The following is a 20,521-nucleotide window of genomic DNA, read 5'->3' as shown; positions in this document are numbered from 1 at the left end:
GTTCCGGCTTCCAGGCGGATCAATGTTCCCTCGACGATGGGGGGTTCGCCATTCACGGCACGCGGCGCCCGGCCGAGCGGGGCTGCCGTCCGATTGGCCGTACAGGCCCTGGACGTCGTCCATGCGTGCGGCGTCGAGGAGGCGCACACGGAGCCGATCACCGACACCACTGAAGCCGCCCGGACGCGAGGGGCGGTCCTTGCCGGCCGCAACCGGGTGGCAAGGACCGCCGTCACGCCTGGGCCCCGTTTCGCGGCAGTGCCACGCCGGCGGGGCCCGTATTGCCGAGCAGATCCTGCTCAGCGGATCCTGGTTCGCCGGGGCTCAGCGCCATTCCCGGCGGACCGGCTCACTTGTACTGCGTGGTGACGCTCACGCCGCCGAAGGTCTGCGAGGCGGCGAGGGTGAAGTAGACCCAGCCGGACGGCGGGGCGGCGATCGTCAAGGTCTCACCGTTGCCGGCGTTGGTGGACTTCGCCTGGTAGTTGCTGGTGGTGGCCCAGTTGCTGCCGCCGTAGTACAGGTCGGCGTTGCCGGTGCCGCCGCTGCTGGTGATGGTCAGCTCCTTGACACCGGCCGGCAGGTAGAGGAAGTGGTAGCTGTAGTTGCCGGTGGTGGCAGCGAGGTTGTCCCGGCGGCAGTTCTTGTCGAACTGACGGGGGTCGGCGATGGTGCAGAGCGGGGTGGACGAGGCCTCCGGCAGGGGGCCGCAGTCGTCGGTGGCGCAGGTGGTCGTCAGCCAGGTGGCGAAGCCGGCGTCGTAGCCGGTGCCGATGGTCTGCTTCAGGAAGGTGCGGGCGCCGTTCCAGTCACCGGCGCGGTACTTGGCGAGCACGGTCTCGACGTCCGCGGGGTGCGCCTGCAGCATGTAGCGGACAGCCAGGAAGCCCCACCGGTAGACCCGGGCCGAGTTGACGTCGGGGTCCTCGTCCTGGCCGTAGACGGTGTCGAACAGCTCGCTGAGCGTGTAGGTCTTCTTGCCGGCCGCGGCGATGGCATCGGCGTTGCGCTCGTTGCGGTAGCCGAACGAGACGTTCTCGGCGATGCCCTCGACCCACCAAATGGTCGGCGTGGTCAGGCTGGCCTCGAAGTCGCCGTACATGTTGTAGCGGCCGTCGAGGTAGTGGGTGTATTCGTGGTTGAGGTTCCAGATCTCGAAAGACGGACGCAGCCAGTCGGCCTCGTGGGCGATGAAGCGGGCCTGGTTGCCGGCCTGGGTCGGGTTGCCCTCCTCGTACATGCCGCCGTTGTCGACGTCGATGTTGTAGATGGCCCAGGCGTACAGCGCGTACTGGGCGTAGTCGTCGAAGGCGACGACCTCGAGGTTGGTGTTCACATCGCCGGGGATCGCGCCCTTGTCGCCGATTACCCGGTGGAAGTAGGCGTCCTGGTTGATCAGGTTGGTGCAGGTGGTGGCCAGCTGCCCGGGGGACATGTCCTGGGCACGGAACTTCAGGTTCAGGTTACAGGTGTGCTGGATCGGCAGGACCACGGGGAGCACACGGTCGCCGAGGTCGCAAATGGCGTAGGCCGCACAGTTGTTCCTGTCGAACTGGCGCGTGTACCAGGCCAGGTTCATGGTGATCGGTGCGGTGGGGCCGACGTTCGGGTAGCGGTTGATCAGGTCCTTCAGCAGCGGCCGGACCCGGTCCTTGAGCTCGGGGATGTCGAGGGCGTAGCCGAGGTAACGGCCGACGTTGCTGACGACGTCCAAGCGGTTCAGCTGGGCGTTGTTGCGGATGATGAAGTCGGCCCAGGTGTTGAGGAGGGCGGGGTCGGCCTTGAGGGCGGCCCGCCAACCGCGGCCGTCGTTCTTGGCCTTGAAGCCGTTCTCGACGACCCACTCGACGTGCTCCACGGCAAGGGTCATCTGGCCGGGCCAGGTGGCGTCGTAGCCGGCGAGCAGCCACTTGACGACGCCGGCGTACCGGCCGGCCGAGTGGGTGCTGTCGATCAACGTGACGACCTCGTTGAGGGTCTCGCCGTTGGTGTTGGTGACGTCCTTGCTGTGCGGGGAGGCGAAGAAGGCGTCCAGCGCGCCGCGGGCCGCGGTGTCCAACGCCGGACCGTAGTCGCCGACGGCGTCCGCGTGGTTGTCCTGCACGTAGTAGCCGGCGCGCAGGAACATCACCAGCTGTCCGATGGAGGTGGTGTTGGTGCCCGGGTACGTCGCGGAGGTGTCGCGCAGCGCGTCGGCGACGGTCACCATCTTGGCTTCGTGGAAGGCCGTTCGCGCGGTCTCCCCGGTGAGGTTGAACAGCGGGTAGGTGCAAGTGACCCTGGGAAGGGCCTTGAGTTGTTGGATCAGCGCGCTGCCCGTGGCGTTGATCACTCCGGACAAGTCGCCGCACTCGTCCCCGGCGGCCGAGAACTGCCTGTCCCCCTTGGCGGGTTCGGCGGTCGGGGCGGCCGGCGGGCCGGACTCCTCGGTGCCTTCCGGCGAGGAGATCTTGAAGCCGGAACTGTCGGTCTTGGCGTCGGGTGACCTGGGGACCGGGATCGACCGCGGCGCCGGGGCCGCGGTTTTGGTGGCGCTCACACCGGCCGGGGCCGTGGCACCGACCGGGGCGGCGTGGCTCTGCGGCGCGAACAGGCCGAGCGCCATGAAGAAGGCCACGCCGAGCGCAGGGAGTCTGCGCGCATTGGCCTTTGATATCCGGGAGGGACTCATCTGTGGGGCCTCCGGAGCCGTTGTCGGCCGCGTACTGGAACGCAGCCTGTTGACATGCGACATGTAACATTGCACATGTCGCATCACGCCGGAAGAGCCTCGGCCGGACTGCTGCCCGGCACAACTGAGACGTCGTCATATTGCGAGGTCGTGTTCGGTGGGATCGGGCAGCGTGAACCGGTCGTTTACGGGTCGGCGGGCCATCGTTCGACGAAGTCCGGGGCGGCCGAGGCGAGTTGTTCCGGTGACGCGTGCGCGGCTCGAGACCTTCATGACGGTCTTGAGGCGGCCGTGGCGGCGCGGACCGGTCCTTGTGCGTCTGCCCGGTTCGGCGGCCCGCTCGGCGAGAAGGCCCGTGGCCGTCTCGCGGGCAAGCAGTGTCAGGGGCTCGAAGATCCGGCCCGATGTGCCCATCCCCGGGGCCGGTTGCCCCTGCGGTGACCGCAGACGAATCCGTCGCACGACACGCACAACCACCGCGCGTCGGCATCCACGATCGCGGCTATGTCGGGGCGGGCGTCGCGGAACAGGTGCGCCGGCGGGCGCGGGCGGTGCCGGATGGGACGCCCGCGCCGACGCCCGGCTCACCGCCGAACTCGCCCGTCATGCAGCCGATCTGCTCTGCCTGCCCATCAACGGCCGCGACGAGCGTGGTTCTATTCGGGCGGTTCACCGGGGGCGACGAGGTGCGGTGTCGGGCGTCGCGGAGCTAGGCGTGGGATTGAGGCCGTGTTCAGCCCGGCCCACTGGACTCGGGCCTGCGATTTCGCACGGCCTTGAGGACAAGCGGGGGAATCGGAATACCAGGACGACGAGGCCACTTGGCGGGTTACCGCTGCCTCGCCCTTGTGGCCAGTCTGGTCCGGCCGGATGGCGCGCGGTATGCGTCAGGTGACTGCTTTCATGGCCGGACGTGCCCCTATTCCTGATTCCTGGTGGGCCGCCCCGTCGCGAGGGTGTCCTCGATGAGGTCGCGCAGCTGGGATCGGGCGGTGATGCCCAGCTTGGGGAAGCTGCGGTAGAGGTGCGAGCCGACCGTGCGCGGAGAGAGGAAGAGCTTCTCGCCGATCTCACGGTTGGTCAGCCCGCGGGCGGCAAGCCTGATGATCTGCTGCTGTTGCGGGGAGAGTTCGGCGAGCGCGTCGGGGGCCGCATCCGTGACGTCGAGGCCGGCGGCGCGCGATTCGGCCCGGGCACACTCGATCCACGGGCGCGCGCCCAGGCGACGGAAGATCTCCAGGGCCTCGGTGAGCGGCCCACGCGCCTCTGTGATGCGCCGACGACGCCGCAGCCACTCGGCGAGGTCGAGCAGGGTCTGAGCGCGTTCGAAGGGCCAGTACTCCAGTACCGGATCCGCCAGAGCCGCCCGGAAGTGCGGCTCGGCGTCCTCGGGGCCCGCCAGCAGGCCACGGGCTCGGCTGATAAGCGCACGCAGACGAGGTGAAGCGTTGTCCGCCAGCGCAGATGCCGAGCGCTCGACGATCGCGACGGCCTCCTCATGGCGGCCGCAGCGCACGGCGGCGGCCAGATCCGCGAGGGCCGGGTAGGCGGCGTGGTAGTGCACGGGCGCGCCGTCGGCCGTGAAGACCATGCGGAGTTGGTCGTACGCGGTCTCGTAGGCGCCTTCCGCGGCTGCCGCGGCACCGAGCGCACGACGGGCATAGACGGAGACCGAGCGGCTTTCCAGCGGATCGATCAGTGTGAGCGCGTCCTCGGCTCGTGTTCGGGCCGAGGACGCATCGCCCTGGAAGGCCAGCACGGTGGCGTCCACGGTGGCCGCACAGGCCACGGCGTGGTCGAGACCGGCCGCCCGGCCGACCGCGGTGGTGCGGGTGCAGGCCTCACGGGCCTGTTCCCACCTTCCTCGCTCCACGTAGGCCCAGGCGACTGCGCCGCCCAGACCCTCGGGCAGCGCTCCCTGCAACTCCCAGCGGTCGAAGGCCTCGTCGAAGGCGCGGACCGCCTGTGGGGTCTCGTCCAGGAGCCACGCCAAGATCCCGAAGGTGGTGAGCCGCTCCGGTCGGGCTTCCGCCTCGGCGGCCAACTGCTGTAGCAGGGAGACGAGTTGGGCCCGGTCGTCGAAGGGGTCCGAGACGGCTCTCACCCAGGTACGCAAGCCCGCGTGTGAGGCGTTCTCGGGAAGGCGCCGCAGGATGTCCTGGATGCGGTGGCGCTGGGTGTCCTCTCCGGAGTAGAAGCGGACCACGGCGGCGCCGGCCACGAGGTCCAGCGCGGCGGCGGGTTGGGAGACCGTCAACTCCTCGGCAGCGTCGGCCAGTCGGGAGAAGACCATGGTGTGGCGTCCGGTCAGAACCGCCAGCCGTCCGGCCTGCACGGCGGCGGAGGCCAGCAGGGTTGCGCAATCCGTGCGCGCGTGTGCCGCGGCGACCAGTTCCTCGACCCAGGCGATGTCTCCGGTGAACACGGCCGCCGCGGCGGCTTCGACCAGCAGCCGGGCGCTGTCCTCGCGTCGCGGTGCGAGTTCCGCGGCGCGCTGCAGGGCCTGGGCCGCCGCCGCATGGCCGCCGCGTCGGCGGGCCCGGCCGGCGGTCCGCTCCAGTTCCGCCGACACGGCCGCGTCCGGGTGCGGGCAGGCGGCGGCCAGATGCCAGGCACGCCGGTCCGGTTCGGCCCGCAGCATCTCGGCGAGCGCGAGGTGAGCCTCGCGCTGGGCGCCCAAGGACGCGGCGTGATACACGGCGGACCGGACCAGTGGGTGGCGGAACCGGAGGTCCCGGCCGGTCCGCCGGACCAGCCCGGCCTGCCCGGCCGGCAGCCAGGCCGCGTCCTCGGCGCGCGGCAGCCCCGCCGAGGCGGCGATCGCGGAGTCGGCGCTTTGTCGACACCGGCGTCGGCAATCACAAGGACCGCGTGATCCCCGCGCACCTGGGCGGCCACGGCGCCGCCGAAGTGGCACGCGAGGGAAGCAAGTTCGCCATCAGGGGCTGGGCGCCCTTCGCCCCGTACACCGAACAGGCCTGAGTCCTGCGGAAAGGCACGAAACATGAGCCACCACCCCGACCCCGTCGTGACCACGGCGCAGGGGGCCGTCCGCGGCCTGCGCCGGCACGACACCGCCACGTTCCTGAACATCCCCTACGCCGCCCCGCCCCGCGGCGCCGGCCGGTTCGCGCCGCCGCAGCCGCACGAGCCGTGGGACGGCGTACGGGACGCCACCGCGCCGGGGCCCAACGCGCCGCAGTCCGAGCGCAAGCTCGGCAGTGTGGACATGGCCCCCTACTTCGGCACCGGTTGGAGCCGGGGCGAGGACTACCTCACCGTCAACGTCTGGACGCCCGCTGCCGCGAGCGACAACCTGCCCGTCATGGTGTTTGTCCACGGCGGCGGATTCGTTGCCGGATCGACGCGGTCCGCGCTGTACGACGGCTCGGCCTTCGCCCGCGACGGCGTCGTCCTCGTCACCCTCAACTACCGGCTCGGCATCGCCGGGTTCCTCGACCTCCCCGGCGCGCCCGCCAACCGCGGCCTGCTCGACGTCGTCGCCGCGCTGCGCTGGGTGCGGGAGAACATCGCCGTCTTCGGCGGTGACCCGCACAATGTCACCCTCTTCGGCCAGTCGGCCGGGGCGACCATCGTCGGCGGCGTCCTCGCCGCCCCGGAGGCCGCCGGCCTCTTCCGCCGGGCTATCGTCCAGAGCGGCAGCGGCTTGGGGGCGTTCACCACCGAGCAGGCCGCCCGCGTCACCAGGGCAGCAGCCGAGGCACTGGGTATCGAGCCCCAGGTCGACGCCTTCGCGGAGGTCTCCGACGAGCGCTTGGTCGAGGCCGCCTCCCGGCTCGCGGGCATCGACCTGCAGACTGGGACGCACGATGATCCGCTGATCGGACTCGGCCCCTTCAGCCTGGTCCTCGACACGCAGCCCGCCGAATCCGTCGCCGCCGGGCTCGGTAGCGACATCGACCTGCTCATCGGAACCAACACCGAAGAGGGACACCTCTATCTGGTCCCGGTGGGCAAGTACGCCACCTCGGCCGCCGGAGACGTCGACGATGCGGCGGCGCGCTCGCACCCGAATCCGGCGCAACTCGTCGAGACGTACCGGAAGGAACGCCCCGAGGCGTCCTTCGGTGAGCTGCGCTCCGCCATCATGGGAGACGCGTTGTTCGGCGCGGGTACCTGGGCCCTGGCCGGCGCACATGCCACCCATTCCGAGTCCGCCACCTACGCCTACGAGTTCGCCTGGCGCTCCCACGCTCTGGACGGAGAACTCGGCGCCACCCACGCGGTCGAGCTGCCTTTCGTCTTCGATGTCGCGCACTTCCCCCAGCTGCGCGGATCCGCCGCCCTGCTCGGCCCCGACAGGCCCCCCGCGGATCTCGCCGCTCGCATGCACGAGACGTGGGTCCGGTTCGCCAGGACCGGCGACCCCGGCTGGGACCCGTACGACGACGAGCGCCGAGCCACGATGTGCGTCGACGCCGAGTGGACTCAGGTCGACGACCCTCGCAGCCAGGAACGACAAGCGTGGAACTGACCCTCGGACCGCCCTTCTCAAGGACACACCCATGACCAGAACCGTCATCACCACCGAGAACGCACCCGCCCTGGCAGCCCCGCTGTTCCAAGGCATCCGCAAGGGCCCCGTCCTGCAGGTCTCCGGGCAGCTCCCGCTCGATCCGGACACGGGCGAGGTCGTCGGCACCACGGTCGCCGAGCAGACCACGCAGACGCTGCGCAACGTCACCGCCGTACTCAAGGCGGGCGGTGCGGGCCTGGACGTGGGCGCGCTGCGGCCAGGCGATGTGGGCGCGGCCGCTCTCGGGGTGACATCTGTTGTCCGGGAGTAGGGTTCGTCCCCGTAGGGTCGGCGGATGGCGAAGTATTTCGATGTGCACCCCGAGAACCCCCAGCAGCGCACCATTGGCAGTGTGGTCGACCTGATCCGCTCCGGATCGCTCGTCGCGTACCCGACGGATTCCTGCTTCGCGCTGGGATGCCAATTGGGCAACCGTGACGGCATCAGCCGGATCCGGACGATCCGCAACCTCGACGACCGGCACCACTTCACCCTGGTGTGCGAGAGCTTCGCTCAACTGGGCCGGTTCGTACACCTGGACAACGACGTGTTCCGTGCCATCAAGGCATCGACGCCCGGTCCCTACACCTTCATCCTCCGCGCGACGTCCGAGGTGCCGAAGCAACTGTTGCACCAGAAGAAGAAGACGGTCGGGGTCCGGATTCCCGATCACGCCGTTGCCCAGGCCCTGCTCGCCGAACTCGGTGAGCCGATCCTCTCCAGCACGCTGCTCCTGCCCGGCGAGGACGAGCCGCTGACACAGGGCTGGGAGATCAAGGAACGGCTCGACCACGTAGTGGACGCCGTGGTGGACTCGGGCGACTGCGGCACCCAGCCGACCACGGTCATCGACTTCTCCGGCGACGAGGCCGAGATCGTACGCCGAGGAGCGGGCGACACCGCGCGGTTCGAGTAGCGGCCGAGTTTCGGGCGGCAAGAGGGGCGGAATCCGTCGACGCCTCGTAGGCAAGCAGCGTGCGCTCGCCTACGAGGCGGTCCCTCATCAGGGCGACGTGTTGCCCGGACCTTCGTGTCCGATGGCGCCCGTTCACGTTGCTAGGGCGTGTCTTCAAACCCCCGTCGGGCTCCGCGGCGTCCGGTGCCGTGCATCGGCGTGCCGGAGAAGCAGCCGCATAGTGGTTCTATTCGGCTGTTTCTCCGGTGCGGCGAGGCGAGCGCAGCGAGGAGCCCGAAGGGCGGATGCCGGGCGTCGTGGTGCTCGGCGGGGGTTTGAAGACACGCCCAAGGCCACCGCGTTGCCGAACCGCCACCCGCGTCGGGTTGAACAGCCCGGTTGCGGGCGACGGCGGGTCAGGGTCGGGCGGCGAGGGCCTCGACCTCGAACAGCACGTCAGGCGCGGCCAGGCTCGCGACACCGATGAGCGTTTGCGTGGGCGGTTTCGTACCCCAGCCCTCCTGCACGGCCCCGGCGATCGGCCCAAGCTTGCTGACGTCATGGTTCACCACATACGTCCTGAGCTGGACGACGTGGCTGAGGTCGAGCCCATGGGCGGCAAGAGCGACACCGATGTTGTGGAACGTCCGCTTCACCTGCTCGGCGAAGTCGGCCGAGACAACCGCGCCGTCCGGTCCCGATCCGTACTGACCCGCGATAAGCACCAGTTCCGTACCTGCGGGGATGGTGGCGGTGTGGCTGTAGCCGAACGGGACCGGGTTGTGCAGGCCGTCCGGATTGACAATGGCGTGTGCCATGTTGGGTCACCTCTTGTTTGCGGTGGGGCTTTGTCGTGCTGGTTAAGCCTCCCAACGAATCACGACACCCTGTGTCGTGTATTCCGGTAGAGTTTTCGTATGCGCGCCGACCGGTTGGTGTCGATGGTGCTACTGGTGCGGCAGCACGGTCGGCTGACCGCGCCCGCGCTGGCCCGCGAGTTGGAGGTATCCACCCGCACCGTGCTGCGCGACATCGAGGCGCTGTCGGCAGCCGGCGTCCCGGTCTACGCCGAACGCGGTCGGCACGGTGGTTTCGCGTTGCTGCCCGGTTTCCAGACCGAGCTCACCGGACTGAACCACGACGAGGCACTCGCCCTGCTGGTCGCCGGATCGCGGCGCGGCGCGCAGGTATTCGGCCTCGGCGCGGCGCTCGCTTCGGCCATGCGCAAGGTGGTCGACGCGCTACCCGAGAGCTATCGGGTCACCGCGGCCGGCGCGGCTCGGCGATTGCTCATCGACCCGGAGACCGACCTCCTCTCGCGTCGGCAGGCCGCCGAGGAGGTGCCCGACGCCATCGTGGCCGAGGTCCGGCGCGCGGTATTTGCCGGACACAAGCTGCGCATCCACTACGCGGCTGTGGACCAGGCCCCGAAGTGGCGCACGGTGGACCCGATCGGCCTGGTGACCGTACGCGACCAGGGCTACTTGCTGGCCACGAGGTCCGGCGTGGACCGCACCTACCGGCTGTCCCGGGTCTTGGCCGCCGAGGAACTCGCCGAACCGGCACAGCGACCGGACCGGGTCGATCTGGATCGGGCCTGGCAGGAACGCAGCACGCAGTTTCGGACCGGCGGCGACCAAGTCACCGTGCTGGTACGGGTGAACCCGGCGCGGCGGGAGGACCTGGTGGGCACCGCGCTGACCGTCCGCGCCGAAGAAGCCGACGCAGACGGCTGGCTGCGGCTGGAGGTGACCTTCCAAGATCCGAGACACGCCGAATGGGCGCTGTGGCAGCTCGCCACGAACGCGGAGGCCCTGGCCCCGCAGTGGCTGCGCAACTCCTTGCGCGACCGCGCCGCCGCGATCGCCACCTGCTACGGAGTGTCGTCCTGAGAGTTGCCGCCTTCTGCGGGCCGGCCCCGAAGCCGACGAACGCCGGCCGGGCTCGCCGGGGTTCGACCTCACCCCGTGCGGCCGGCGTCGTCGTCGCGCCGGGCATCGCGATCGGGTGCGCTCATGTCCCCCGTCTCGGGCGTGCCGTCGGCGAGCCCGTAGCGCAGGTACACGGTGCCCTTCGGACCGGCTGCAGGCGGTTCGAGGAGGGTGAGGTTCGTGGGCACCTCGCCACCGCCGAACACCTTCTTCCCGACGCCGAGCACGATCGGGTGCACCCAGAGGTCGAGACGGTCGAAGAGCTTCTCGCGCAGGAGGGTCTGCACCAGGTTCAGGCTCCCGACGACCTTCACGTGCTCGTGCCGGTCACGGATCTCGCGCACCGCGCCGGCCAGATCCGGGCCGAGCTGCGTGGAGCCTGCCCACGAGAGGTCGGGCCTGCCGCGGGAGGCCACGTACTTCGGGACGCCGTTGAAGAGCGTGGCGATCGCGTTGTCCCCGCCGCCCTCCTGGTACGGCCAGTAGGCGGCGAAGAGGTCATACGTCCGCCGGCCGAGCAGGAGGGCGTCCGTACCCTCGTACGCGGCACCGACCTGCGCCCCGGCGACCTCGTCCAGCAGGGGCGCCTGCCAGCCGCCGAACGGGAACCCCACCGGGTCCTCGTCGGGGCCGCCGGGCGACTGCCCGACGAGGTCGAGGGTTGCGAACAGCTCGATGTGGATGAGGCCCACGTCTTCTCCCGATGAGTTGGTTGTCTCGGTCGGAAGGTAGACCTGTCGGCGCCGGCAGACTCATCGCCGCGACGGCACCCGGCTTCATACCCCTCGACCGAGAGGCGTTCACTCGGTCAGGCCGGCCGGTCCGAGGGCATCGTGGTCACCCGGGCCGACCAGCGCGTCGGCGCAGGTCGACGGGCTCGCCGAGGCCGAGCAGGCCCGCCGCCGCTCGTCGGTAATCGCCCGCTACAGCAAAGTCGATCTTCTTTGCTCGATGAATTCGACTACCTCGACCCGGAAGAGGAGGGCGAATTCAAGATCGGCTGCCATCCGGAATAAAGGATTCCTCGGGAACCACTTCGGCGTATGTGCGTCCAAGCGGGCGAGGGCCCGGCGGGCGGCCGCGTGCGGTGAAAGCAGGTGTCCTGCCATATCAACCCGACGAAAGGATGGCCAAGGTGATTATCACTAGCAATTGATCAGAATTTGCCGTTTGCTTATCCGGCCTTGTATCGACACCCAAACCGTCCGTAGGCTCGGGCAACCTGTTCTGTCATCTCCAAATCGGGGGACTGGATGAAAACCAGATCAGCACATGCCCTTGCGCGTTTCTTGATCGCGATATCCGTTACTTTCGTGACCGTCCTCTCCGCCGGGAATCAAGCGCAGGCGGCCGTGACGGACAACATGTTCCCGAACTACGGCTGGAACTGTTGGTCCGGTGGTCCCGTCTACGACGGGAACGAAACGTTCTGCCGGACCGACAACAACTACTTCACCTGGGGTTGGGAAGCGAGCATCACCGACTCCGGTGGGCTCATGGCGGCGGCCAACGACTTCAACGGCACGGACCTCACCACGGCCGGAGAAGTCCCCGTCTACACCGGCGGCAGCGAGACCGACGTGGTGTGGCAGGCCGGACCGCTACCCCCGAACCTCGGCGGGGTGGCCTGGTGCGACGACGCGGTCTCGAGCACGAAGTGCGACCAGCACTACGCGCGGTTCTGGACCGGAGCCCCGAACCATTACCTGTCGTGCCATGAGACGGGCCACACGGTAGGCCTGACCCACGGCCCGGATGCGAACCCCAGACTCGATATCAATGACGCACGTCTCGCGTGCATGAACTATGTACAAAACGACCCCTGGCTGGGGTACAACAACTACGACAATATCAACGGCGCGTACTGAGATTCGGGGGATCTTGAATGAGAAAGCGCATGGGTGCGTTAGCGACAGCAGCCCTGATCGCGCTCGCCGGCACGGCGGCTTGCGGCACGCACGACAAGCAAAAAGGCCCGGCAAGCGGCACGCAAACCGAAATTCTGTCCGGCAGCCCGCTTATTCCAGCCACGGACGTCGTGGACACGGTCAGTTACGCCGATCATGTCCTCGTCGTAACCGTGACCGCGGAACGGGAGCTTCCGGCCGACCAGGAGATCAAGCGCGGAGAAGGCATGATCATGCGCGAAGTCACCCTGAACGTCGACGAGACATTGTGGAGCCGTCCCGGGGCCGCCCAGGCAGCACCCCGATCCATCAAGTCGAACGCGGCCGGGTGGGTCCTGCGCAAGAACGAGCGCACGCCGTTCGCCACTCAAGGCGACTCCCGCCTGGAGGTGGGCAACACCTACATCATGGCCGTGTACCGACTGCAGGAACGCGGGTACGCCGCAGACGACTGGATGCCCTTCGTGACCCTGCCGTACAACGACAAGCAGATCGGCCACGGGGAGCAGACAGGCGGCAAACCCCGACCGGCCGGCGTGTTGAGCAAGACGGAAGGCCAGTCGGCCGCAGCCCTGTCTGCGCTGCTGACCGCGACCCAACCCGATCCGATCAGCACCAAATATCTGCACCTGGACGGCGCAGCTCGTTACCGCGCGACCGCTGCGGAAAAGCACCCCGTCGCCCCTCGCTGACCGCCTCACGGTCGCGACCGCCACAGCCGTACACCCCCGCAAGGTTGGAGCCGCCCCCGGGACTGTGCCCGGGGGCGGCTCTCCGCATGTCGAGGCCGACGGCATGCCCGAGACGGCCGTCCCTTCGTGGACGCCTGGCTCCTGCGGGCCTGCGCGAGCCTGGGGATCCGGCTCACGCACCCGCGGCCCACCCCCGCGCGAGAAGGTGTGCGCCACGGTCTTGGCGACGACGGTCATGTCGTGTTCGAACCGGGAGGCGAAGTCCATCAGCAGCGCCGTGTCGACGGTGCCGTCGGGCTTGAGTCCCCAGGTGGCGTCCACGGGGTTCTGGCTGACGCCGGCATCGGTGGTGGTCGTGACATACCCGTTCTTCACCCCCACCGCCAGGGCGGACCCGTTCAGGTCGCCGGCCTGGTAGGCGGTGCCGCCGACGGCCTGCAGTCGGCCGGTCCCCCGGGTTGCCGGGCAGCATCACCTTGACCGTGACGTGGTCGCCGGCACTGGGGTGAGACAGCACGACGGTGACGTCGCAGGACGCAGCGAGCCAGGGACGAGCACTGGCCGGCCCCCGGGGATGGCCGCCCCGACCCCGGGCCCGGGGCAACGGGCCTGGGAGGGCCAGGGGGTCCTGCTGGGCGACCGGGCTTCCTGGCACAGTGACGGACACTGGTGGGATGGCAGACGGCACAACCCCGCCGACCCGGTTTGCCTGGTCAGTGTGCGGCTTGGTACTCCCTCCACTTCTCCTCTTGCCAATACAGCACGAGGAAGAGCGCAAGGAGGAGGTCGTCCGGCAGCGACTGTCCCTCGCCGTGCAGCAGCACTCGAATGGGACGGCTGCCGAGTCGGTCGTAGGAGATCTCCAGAGGGCCGACGCCACACACGCGGCTGCCATGGTTGTCGTATCTCAGCTCGTGCGGCCCGATGCGCAGCAGGCGGGCGGTGAACTTGGTGTTCTCGCAGGTCCATTGGCCGACGGTGCGCGGCAGATTGGCCCACCGGCTGTAGGTGATCTCGGCGGCGCCCACGACGCGCAGGCGTGAACCGAGCAAGTCGTAGTCGAGCGCCCATGAACCGAGGGTGTGGGGTCGGCTGCCCAGTCGGTCGTAGGAGATCTCCACGTCGCCGATCTTGCGCAGCCGGCTGCCGGCCACGTCGTAGGTCAGCTCGATGTCCATGCGTCGACTCACCCCTTGGGAGGGCGTCGGGGGGCCGGGCCGTCGCCGCGGGGTCCGACGAGCGCGCCCGGGCCACGAAGCCATTCGCACCAGGGCTCGGCGCGGGTCGGCTCGTGGTGGCGGATGACATTCGCGACGATGAGGTTCAACTGTTTCTCCGCAATAGTCGTCTCCAGCCTCGCACTTTCGGCGGACTTCCGCAGCGCGGCGACTTGGTGGGCGTCGCGGGCACACGAATGACCGTTCACCTACAGCACGGCCACCGCCGAGGACTCCGAGAGTCGGCTGCTCGGCTACCTGTTCGCGTTCAAGGCGTTCTCGTCCTCGTCCTCGTTCTCGTTCTCGTTCTCGGAGGAGTCGAAGCTTCGGAGTGCGCAATCACTGGTGGCCGCAGGATCCCGTCGTCGGCCGGAGGGAGGCAGGCGTCCGTCCAAGCATGGTGCGTGCCATGCGTGTGAGGTGCGCTTGGTCGGCAAAGCCGGCGGTGGCGGCGCCGGCGGCAACGGTGTCGCGGGGCAGGTTGGCGATCGCGGTGCGTAGGCGTGCCCATTGTCTGAGGCGTACCAGGGGGATCCCGACGGACTCGCGGACGAGGGTGCGCAGGCGTGGCGGCGAGAGTCCGACGTCGGCGGCCACAGCGCCGATCGGGGCTGTGGCGTCGGGGTGGGCGATCTCCCGCAGGGCGTGCGCGACTCGGGGGTCGAGCGCGTCGCCGGCCCCTGTGGCGGCGGTGAGTTCGGTGAGTGCCGCGGACAGATCGGCCGGCCCGGCGAAGGCGTGGACTCCGGCTCGGCCGAGGGCGGCGAGTATCCGACGTACCGCGGCCTCGTCGAGTCGGGTCACCTGCGTGCTCGCGGGCAGCCGCCGGCAGTCGACGAAGAGCGCGGCGTACGACGAGGTCGCCGTGGCGGTGTGGGCGAGCTGAGGGGGCACGATCAGCCCGGGCGCGGCGATGGTCCGACCGCCCTGGCCGATCTCGACGTGGCCGCTGATCGACAGGACGATCTTCCACGCCGGGTGGAGGTGGCGGGTGACGCCCGCCGCGCCGGTCTCAGCGAACATCGTCGCCTCGGCGTCGGTGGCGAAGTCCAGCCGGCGATCGTTTTGTTCAAGCGTCCACGCATGGGCCGAGGAGATCATCGCGTCGTGCACGATATCGCTGCCGTCGCGTTGGCGGTCTTCCTGGTCGTTGTGGGCATCGCGCACTTGTTGCGGCCCGCGTACTTCCGCGCCCTGGTCCCGGCATGGTTGCGCGGGGCCGGTCCGCTGGTCGCCCTGAGCGGTGTGGCGGAGATCGCGGTGGGGGCGCTGGTCGCCGTACCGAGAAGCCGCGCGGTCGGGGGATGGACGGCGGCCGTACTGATCACCGCTTACCTGGCAACCCATCTCGACGCGTTGTGGCACGCCCGCTCGGACCGAGCCCGCGTGCTGGAACGGCCGATCGGCGCGGTGGTGCGGTTGGTGGTGAACGCCGCATACATCGGCTGGGCCGTCGCGGTCGCCCGGGCCGGCGCGTGCGCGGATTCGTGCGGGAGTTCCAGAGGCCGCCATGCCCGTCGGTTCAGGCGTGGCGAGGAGATCGTGGAGATCGAGGAGTCTGATGAGCCATCACATCGTAGTGCCGGGCGCGGGTTACGCCGGGTCGGTCGCCGTCAAGCGCGTCGCCCGGCCGCTGCGTCACATCGACGTCAATGCCTCGCTGGTCAACGCCGGCGAACGGTTCGCGGAACGGGTCAGGCCGCACCGGCTCGCCGTCGGCCACCGGTTGCGGGACCTGCCTTTGCGTGACCCGGTGCACGGGACGGGCATCGAACTTGTGCGGTCCGACGCGCTGCTCACCAGCGAGGGCCCAGGTCCGTTTCCACCCGGCCGAAGCCATCCCGTCCCGGAAGGCACGGAGACGCGATGAACGGGCGCGGCGGGCCGGGAGCAAGGGCTCACAACGAAGTCGTGGAGGGCGCCGGATGGTCCGACGTCCGATCGAAGGCCGGTCCGACTCCTGGGCCGGGTACGCAGCCTGCGGATGGGCGGTGGCGTTCGGACTCGCCCATGTATACGCCGGATTGGGTGGCGCGCGCGTACTCATCCGGCACAGCGTGGGCGAGACGCGCGCCTCGGGCGACACCTTCATCGCCGTCGGCTTGTTCGGAACAGGCCTGCTGTGCCTGGTCGCAGGTGGGCTTGCTCTCGCTCTGGTTCAGCCTTGGGGTCTGGTGGTGCCCCGGAGGATGCTCCTCGTCGCCGGCTGGAGTGTCGCCGCGATCTTGTTCGTCCATACCGCGGGCGCGTTCGCCATCCTCGCGCTCGCGGGGGCCGACGTCATCGAGCTGACTACCGAGCCGATGCGGACGTACGGGCCGGCCTCGGTGGTCCGCTGGAACGTCTTCGTCTTCGAGCCGCCTTTCCTCCTCGGCGGCGCGCTGTTCGCACTCACGACCAGAACATTCATGAGGCGCACCCGTCCCGGACCGCCGGTGTCCCAGAACCCGCGCCGACCGCAGCGATGACGACAACCACGGCCTGCACAAGCCGTGGCGGAGGTTGAACCTCGAGCCGACACCGCAGGGGCCACCGGCGGCATCCGAAATACGTGCCTCGAGCCCTGAAATCGGTCCGTCCGGCTGTCACGCCGAGGTTGTGCATGGGTTGCCGCACCTCCACGTCGCCCGCGTACCGGCCCGCATGTTCCGCCGGATGCGGGCGCCCTGGCCGGCCCGGCACCGTGTCGCCGGGCGACGCTGCGCCAGTGCGCCACTGCGCCACTGCGCCACTCGGATGCATAGCGGTGTACGGCGGCAGCATCCGTCCCGCGATGGGGTAGGGCTTGTGGCATGGCTGGAATCGAACTGAAGAGTGCCACGTTCAACGACGGAGCGTTCATTCCGCGCCGCTGTGCCAAGGACGGCGACAACGTCTCGCCCGACCTGTCATGGTCCGGCGTACCGGAGGGCACCTTCGAGCTGCTGTTGCTCTGCGAGGACCCCGACGCGCCGTCCGGGACATTCGTGCACTGGCTGGTCACCGGTATCGATCCGGGCAGCGACGGCGTCGAGGCCGGGCAGACCCCTGCCGGCGGGCAGGAGCGGACCACCGGCTGGGGCAGGCCCGGCTGGGGAGGGCCACAGCCGCCTGCCGGCGATCGGGCCCACCGGTACTTTTTCCGCGTCTACGCGCTTCCCGAACCGGTATCCCTGCCCGAGAACGCGACCGCGGACGACGTACACATCGCGGTGGACAGGCAACTGGCAGGCGGCACACTCGTCGGCCTCTACCAACGCTGAGGGCCGATGGCTTTCGGGAACGGACTTCCCGGGTCCTCTCGGTTCTCCTTGCGGGTCGCTTCGACCGGTTCCGACCTGCTCATATGCGGCCGGCCGCTGATGTCCGGCCGCTGGGCCGACTCTTCCGTCCGACGAGCCTTCAAGGCTCAGTTCACGTAATCATCGGGAAGGGTGAAGAATGGACTCCGGCGGAACGCATCTCGTGTGACGACACGTCGTATGTGGTGACGCACGGGAATCAAGCTGCCGGAATCGGCCGCACATTGAGCGCAGAGCGCGTCAAGCAACCGGACGATGACCCGGTGTCTATGAATGACACAGAGTAGCTGACATGGCACAGTCGGAATTTCCGTCGGGGAATGGGCAGAGCGGCGGTCTCGAACGGTGGTTCACGGACCGACTGCGATGGTTCCGCGCTCTGGATAAGCGGTTCCAGATTGCCGCCGCCGCGGGGTTGGCTATTCTCCTGGCCGGCGTCGCCGTCTTGAGTCTCTCCCTGAGCGGAGGGAACGGCGGAAAGCAGACCGACGAAACCGTGAACCCGCCACCGATATCCCGAGAGCCCTCCGCCGCGCCGGTACAGCCGCCGACACCCGGCGGCCTGCCGGCCTCACCCAACCCGCTCACGGGCGATGTGAGACCGGGCGGCAAGGTTCTCGCCGTGAAGATCGACAACGTCGGTGCGGCCACGCAGGCGCGACAGGCAGGACTCAACTCGGCCGACATCGTGTACGCCATACGGGTCGAAGGCGGACTCTCACGCCTCATGGCGATCTACGACAGCAGCCACGTCCCGACGTCAGTGGGCCCTGTTCGGAGTGCGCGGGAGACGGACCTGCCGATCCTCGCCGCCTACGGCAAGGTCGACTTTGCATACTCCGGTGCGTCCAACGGCTTCCTGCCCGATCTCGCCAAGGCGAACGTCTTCAATGTGACGCCGTCCACGTACGGCGGATTCTCGAACGGCGGTTCAAGCCCGACATTCATCAGTCCGGCCGCTGTCTTCGCCCAATTTCCCGACGCTGCTGTAGCACCCGACATAGGGCTACGCTTCGCGGACGCGCCGAACACGCCACCTGGCGGTACGTCTGCTGATTCGTTCGTCGTAAGAATGCCCGCGGCTTCGTTTGGGTTCTCGTGGGACGGGTCGAAGTACTTGGTGTCGACAGACGGGCATGCCGCGGTCACCGACAGCGGACAACGCGACACCACGACAAATGTCATCGTTCAACACGTCAACATCGTCCCGGGCAGGTTTACGGACGGGCTTGACAATAATGCCGTCCTCAGCAGGACGACCGGCAGTGGCAACGCTGACGTATACAGGAACGGCTTGGTCTACCACTGCACATGGAGCAAGCCGACAGATTCATCACCGACGACGTATTCCATCAACGGCTCACCGATGACACTCCAGTCCGGCAGAACATGGATAGTCCTGGCGTCGTGAAGACCCAAGTCGCCCAGGTCGCGCGGATCGGCGGCAGCAGGGGCGAGGACGCAGGCCCGCCCGTTTCGCCGGGACGCTCGTCTATCGGAGGATCCCCACGAGGCCGTCCCCGCCCTCGGCGCACGCGAAGGTGCCCGGGCAACACGGTTCCCACCCGCTCGGTGTTCCGAGCAGGACCAGATGTGACCAGTGGTCGTCCGCCGACGTTCGCCCTCGCAGCCACAGGCCCAGGGGCTCGACCGTCGCGTCGGCGGACGAAGGCGCGGACGGACGCGTCGCCCCCGGCAGCACGGACACGATGTCGTGGCGCGGATGGCCGAACAGGTCGACACCGTCCCACAGCACGGGAACGGCAGCCGACCCGCCGCGGGACGGGGCGAGGTCGCGTTCGATGGCGATTCGGGAGAGGCGGTCCGCGCCGGCGGGTCCGCCTCCCGCGACGGTCACCACGACACCGTCGAAGACAGCGACGGTGGTCCACGCGGGATCGAAGAGCATGCCGGAAAGCCAGGCGTCGTGGGCGTGCCGGAGTTCCGTGTAGTCGCTGCGCGTCAGCGACATGCACTGCATCCCGTGGTGGGTCCCGGTCGCCGCCGTCAGCAACACGCGGATCTCGTCGGGAGGCATCCCGAACCCAAGTGTCCCGGCCCCGTCCGGCAGGGCCACACCGATTCCCGGCAGGATCTCCAGCATCGCCACATTGTTCACCCTCCTCGGCGATCGCGTTCGTCACCCCCCATGCGACTGCCCCCACGCGATTGCAAGTGACACCGAGGCAACGTCTCAGTTCCGGCGGGTCGGCTCCTTCCGGCGTTCTCGCGCACGATGGTCACGATGGTCACGATGGTCACGATGGTTCAGGCTACGAGAAGGCGGAGGCCGAGCTCTGCCGCGTCGAGGGCGACGAGGTCGCGGTTGCGTTCGACCCACCGGCCTGAGGAAAGGTCGTCGCGGAGTCTGGTTACTGCCCGCTGCTCGGCCTCCGGCCCGACTCTGGTCCATACCGATACCGCGCGGCGCACATGTTCGTCCAGGTACGCCTCGGGCCGGCGCCAGTAGGCCTCGAAGAAGCCGTCAGCGCAGTCCCACGGGATGAGCACCGGCTCCATGCGGGCCCCGACCGCGCCGGCCAGCCGGTCCACCGAGGGCCGGCCGGCGACCAGGCCGGCGACCTCAGGCAGGTAGTCGCGGGTGAGCCAGAACCGGTGACGCCAGCCGGTGTCACCGGCGTCGTGCGTGAACACCACCACGCGGCGGGCCACGCGCCGCATCTCGCGCAGTCCGGCGATCGGGTCGTGCCAGTGATGAACGGTGCTGAAGGCCATCGCGGCGTCGAAGGACTCGTCCTCGAACGGAAGGCTCTCCGCGCTCGCGGCCACGCACGGCGCCGCGCCCGCGGGACGCTGTGCCCGCATGACCGCCGACGGTTCCACCGCCGTGACGTCGCGGTCGGGCGGCTCGTAGGAGCCGGTGCCGGCCCCGACGTTCAGGACCGTCCGTGCGTCCCCGAGCGCATCCCAGACCCTCGCGGCGATCCGCGGCTCGGTGCGCCGCGTGGCTGGGTAAGCGGACCCGATGGCTTCGTACAACTGCGCGCCGAACACTTTCAGTTGTTCCTCCGGCGTCGTCCTGATCCCCATTGCCCGTGCCTCCAGTTCCCTGTCTATGGCCGTCACCATGGCGGCAGCGCGGTCGCGCTGTTCCAGCAGCAGGCCGCGCAGCCGGTGCAGGTGCGCGACCGCGTCGGTGGTCGGGTCGTCGACCAAATCCGCGATCTCGCGCAATCCGAAGCCCAGCCGCCGATAGGCGAGCACCTCCCGCAGTCGCTCCACGTCGCCCGCCGAGTAGGCCCGGTACCCGGCCGCGGTCCGCGCGGACGGCTGCACGAGGCCGATCTCGTCATAGTGATGCAGCGTGCGGACGCTCACGCCGGTCAGCTCGGCCACACGTCCCACGGTCAGGTGCTTTGCCACACCACC

General features: G+C 69.1%; 17 protein-coding genes and 2 pseudogenes. 11 read left to right on the top strand and 8 right to left on the bottom strand.

Features of this window, described 5'->3' with window-relative positions; all coding sequences use genetic code 11:
- Positions 1 to 349 precede the first annotated feature (349 nt).
- Both OG928_RS44740 and OG928_RS44735 read right to left on the bottom strand, forming a co-directional pair.
- Positions 350 to 2,617, bottom strand: a complete 2,268-nt coding sequence (locus OG928_RS44740) for a collagenase (RefSeq protein ID WP_406291877.1) — start codon at positions 2,615 to 2,617, stop codon at positions 350 to 352.
- Between the two features lie 973 nt (positions 2,618 to 3,590).
- Positions 3,591 to 5,351, bottom strand: coding sequence for a LuxR C-terminal-related transcriptional regulator (locus tag OG928_RS44735; protein ID WP_406291876.1), 1,761 nt, complete (start codon positions 5,349 to 5,351; stop codon positions 3,591 to 3,593).
- 188 nt (positions 5,352 to 5,539) lie between these two features.
- Here OG928_RS44735 and OG928_RS44730 point away from each other — a divergent pair.
- The 4 genes and pseudogenes from OG928_RS44730 to OG928_RS44715 all read left to right on the top strand — a co-directional run.
- A pseudogene (locus OG928_RS44730) lies at positions 5,540 to 5,653 on the top strand (MBL fold metallo-hydrolase); the annotation flags it as partial.
- A gap of 22 nt (positions 5,654 to 5,675) precedes the next feature.
- Positions 5,676 to 7,166 (top strand): carboxylesterase family protein, encoded by a 1,491-nt coding sequence (locus tag OG928_RS44725; RefSeq protein WP_331767757.1) that lies wholly within the window; start codon positions 5,676 to 5,678, stop codon positions 7,164 to 7,166.
- A 31-nt stretch (positions 7,167 to 7,197) separates the two neighbouring features.
- Positions 7,198 to 7,425 (top strand): annotated as a pseudogene (locus tag OG928_RS44720) (Rid family hydrolase); the annotation flags it as partial.
- A gap of 78 nt (positions 7,426 to 7,503) precedes the next feature.
- Positions 7,504 to 8,124 (top strand): L-threonylcarbamoyladenylate synthase, encoded by a 621-nt coding sequence (locus OG928_RS44715; protein ID WP_331767756.1) that lies wholly within the window; start codon positions 7,504 to 7,506, stop codon positions 8,122 to 8,124.
- 395 nt (positions 8,125 to 8,519) lie between these two features.
- On the opposite strand, the gene OG928_RS44710 is transcribed toward OG928_RS44715, so the two are convergent.
- The gene (locus tag OG928_RS44710) at positions 8,520 to 8,921 is read right to left on the bottom strand and encodes a Rid family hydrolase (RefSeq protein WP_331767755.1); all 402 of its coding nucleotides are present in this window, start codon (positions 8,919 to 8,921) and stop codon (positions 8,520 to 8,522) included.
- A gap of 99 nt (positions 8,922 to 9,020) precedes the next feature.
- Between OG928_RS44710 and OG928_RS44705 the strand changes: the two genes are divergently transcribed.
- Positions 9,021 to 9,995, top strand: a complete 975-nt coding sequence (locus tag OG928_RS44705) for a YafY family protein (protein WP_331767754.1) — start codon at positions 9,021 to 9,023, stop codon at positions 9,993 to 9,995.
- A 68-nt stretch (positions 9,996 to 10,063) separates the two neighbouring features.
- Here the strand turns inward: OG928_RS44705 and OG928_RS44700 are convergent, their stop codons facing one another.
- Entirely contained in the window at positions 10,064 to 10,726 is a 663-nt protein-coding gene (locus OG928_RS44700; protein WP_331767753.1) for a dihydrofolate reductase family protein, read from the bottom strand.
- A gap of 621 nt (positions 10,727 to 11,347) precedes the next feature.
- On the opposite strand from OG928_RS44700, the gene OG928_RS44695 reads away from it, so the two are divergent.
- A complete protein-coding gene (locus tag OG928_RS44695) occupies positions 11,348 to 11,902 on the top strand; it encodes a hypothetical protein (RefSeq protein WP_331767752.1) in 555 nt (184 codons plus the stop codon).
- A 17-nt stretch (positions 11,903 to 11,919) separates the two neighbouring features.
- The gene (locus OG928_RS44690) at positions 11,920 to 12,633 is read left to right on the top strand and encodes a hypothetical protein (protein ID WP_331767751.1); all 714 of its coding nucleotides are present in this window, start codon (positions 11,920 to 11,922) and stop codon (positions 12,631 to 12,633) included.
- Between the two features lie 713 nt (positions 12,634 to 13,346).
- Here the strand turns inward: OG928_RS44690 and OG928_RS44685 are convergent.
- Complete coding sequence (locus tag OG928_RS44685) at positions 13,347 to 13,811, bottom strand: hypothetical protein (protein WP_331767750.1); 465 nt, start codon at positions 13,809 to 13,811, stop codon at positions 13,347 to 13,349.
- A gap of 378 nt (positions 13,812 to 14,189) precedes the next feature.
- A complete protein-coding gene (locus OG928_RS44680; protein ID WP_331767749.1) occupies positions 14,190 to 15,017 on the bottom strand; it encodes a helix-turn-helix domain-containing protein in 828 nt (275 codons plus the stop codon).
- A gap of 394 nt (positions 15,018 to 15,411) precedes the next feature.
- Here OG928_RS44680 and OG928_RS44675 point away from each other — a divergent pair, with 394 nt between their 5' ends.
- From OG928_RS44675 to OG928_RS44660, 4 genes are all read left to right on the top strand, one after another.
- The gene (locus OG928_RS44675) at positions 15,412 to 15,720 is read left to right on the top strand and encodes a hypothetical protein (RefSeq protein WP_331767748.1); all 309 of its coding nucleotides are present in this window, start codon (positions 15,412 to 15,414) and stop codon (positions 15,718 to 15,720) included.
- Positions 15,721 to 15,775: 55 nt separating this feature from the next.
- Positions 15,776 to 16,318 carry a DUF3995 domain-containing protein gene (locus OG928_RS44670; protein WP_331767747.1) on the top strand — a complete coding sequence of 181 codons (543 nt, stop codon included), beginning with the start codon at positions 15,776 to 15,778 and terminating at the stop codon, positions 16,316 to 16,318.
- 324 nt (positions 16,319 to 16,642) lie between these two features.
- The gene (locus OG928_RS44665; protein ID WP_331767746.1) at positions 16,643 to 17,092 is read left to right on the top strand and encodes a YbhB/YbcL family Raf kinase inhibitor-like protein; all 450 of its coding nucleotides are present in this window, start codon (positions 16,643 to 16,645) and stop codon (positions 17,090 to 17,092) included.
- Positions 17,093 to 17,423: 331 nt separating this feature from the next.
- Positions 17,424 to 18,542 carry a DUF3048 domain-containing protein gene (locus tag OG928_RS44660; protein ID WP_331767745.1) on the top strand — a complete coding sequence of 373 codons (1,119 nt, stop codon included), beginning with the start codon at positions 17,424 to 17,426 and terminating at the stop codon, positions 18,540 to 18,542.
- An 81-nt stretch (positions 18,543 to 18,623) separates the two neighbouring features.
- Here the strand turns inward: OG928_RS44660 and OG928_RS44655 are convergent, their stop codons facing one another.
- Positions 18,624 to 19,235 (bottom strand): hypothetical protein, encoded by a 612-nt coding sequence (locus tag OG928_RS44655; protein ID WP_331767744.1) that lies wholly within the window; start codon positions 19,233 to 19,235, stop codon positions 18,624 to 18,626.
- Positions 19,236 to 19,399: 164 nt separating this feature from the next.
- A complete protein-coding gene (locus tag OG928_RS44650) occupies positions 19,400 to 20,515 on the bottom strand; it encodes a MerR family transcriptional regulator (RefSeq protein WP_331768334.1) in 1,116 nt (371 codons plus the stop codon).
- Positions 20,516 to 20,521: the final 6 nt, after the last annotated feature.

The organism is Embleya sp. NBC_00896 (assembly GCF_045207785.1).
Taxonomy (GTDB): domain Bacteria; phylum Actinomycetota; class Actinomycetes; order Streptomycetales; family Streptomycetaceae; genus Embleya.
Note: the sequence above shows the minus strand (reverse complement) of the source record. Positions and strands in the feature narration are given on the sequence as shown.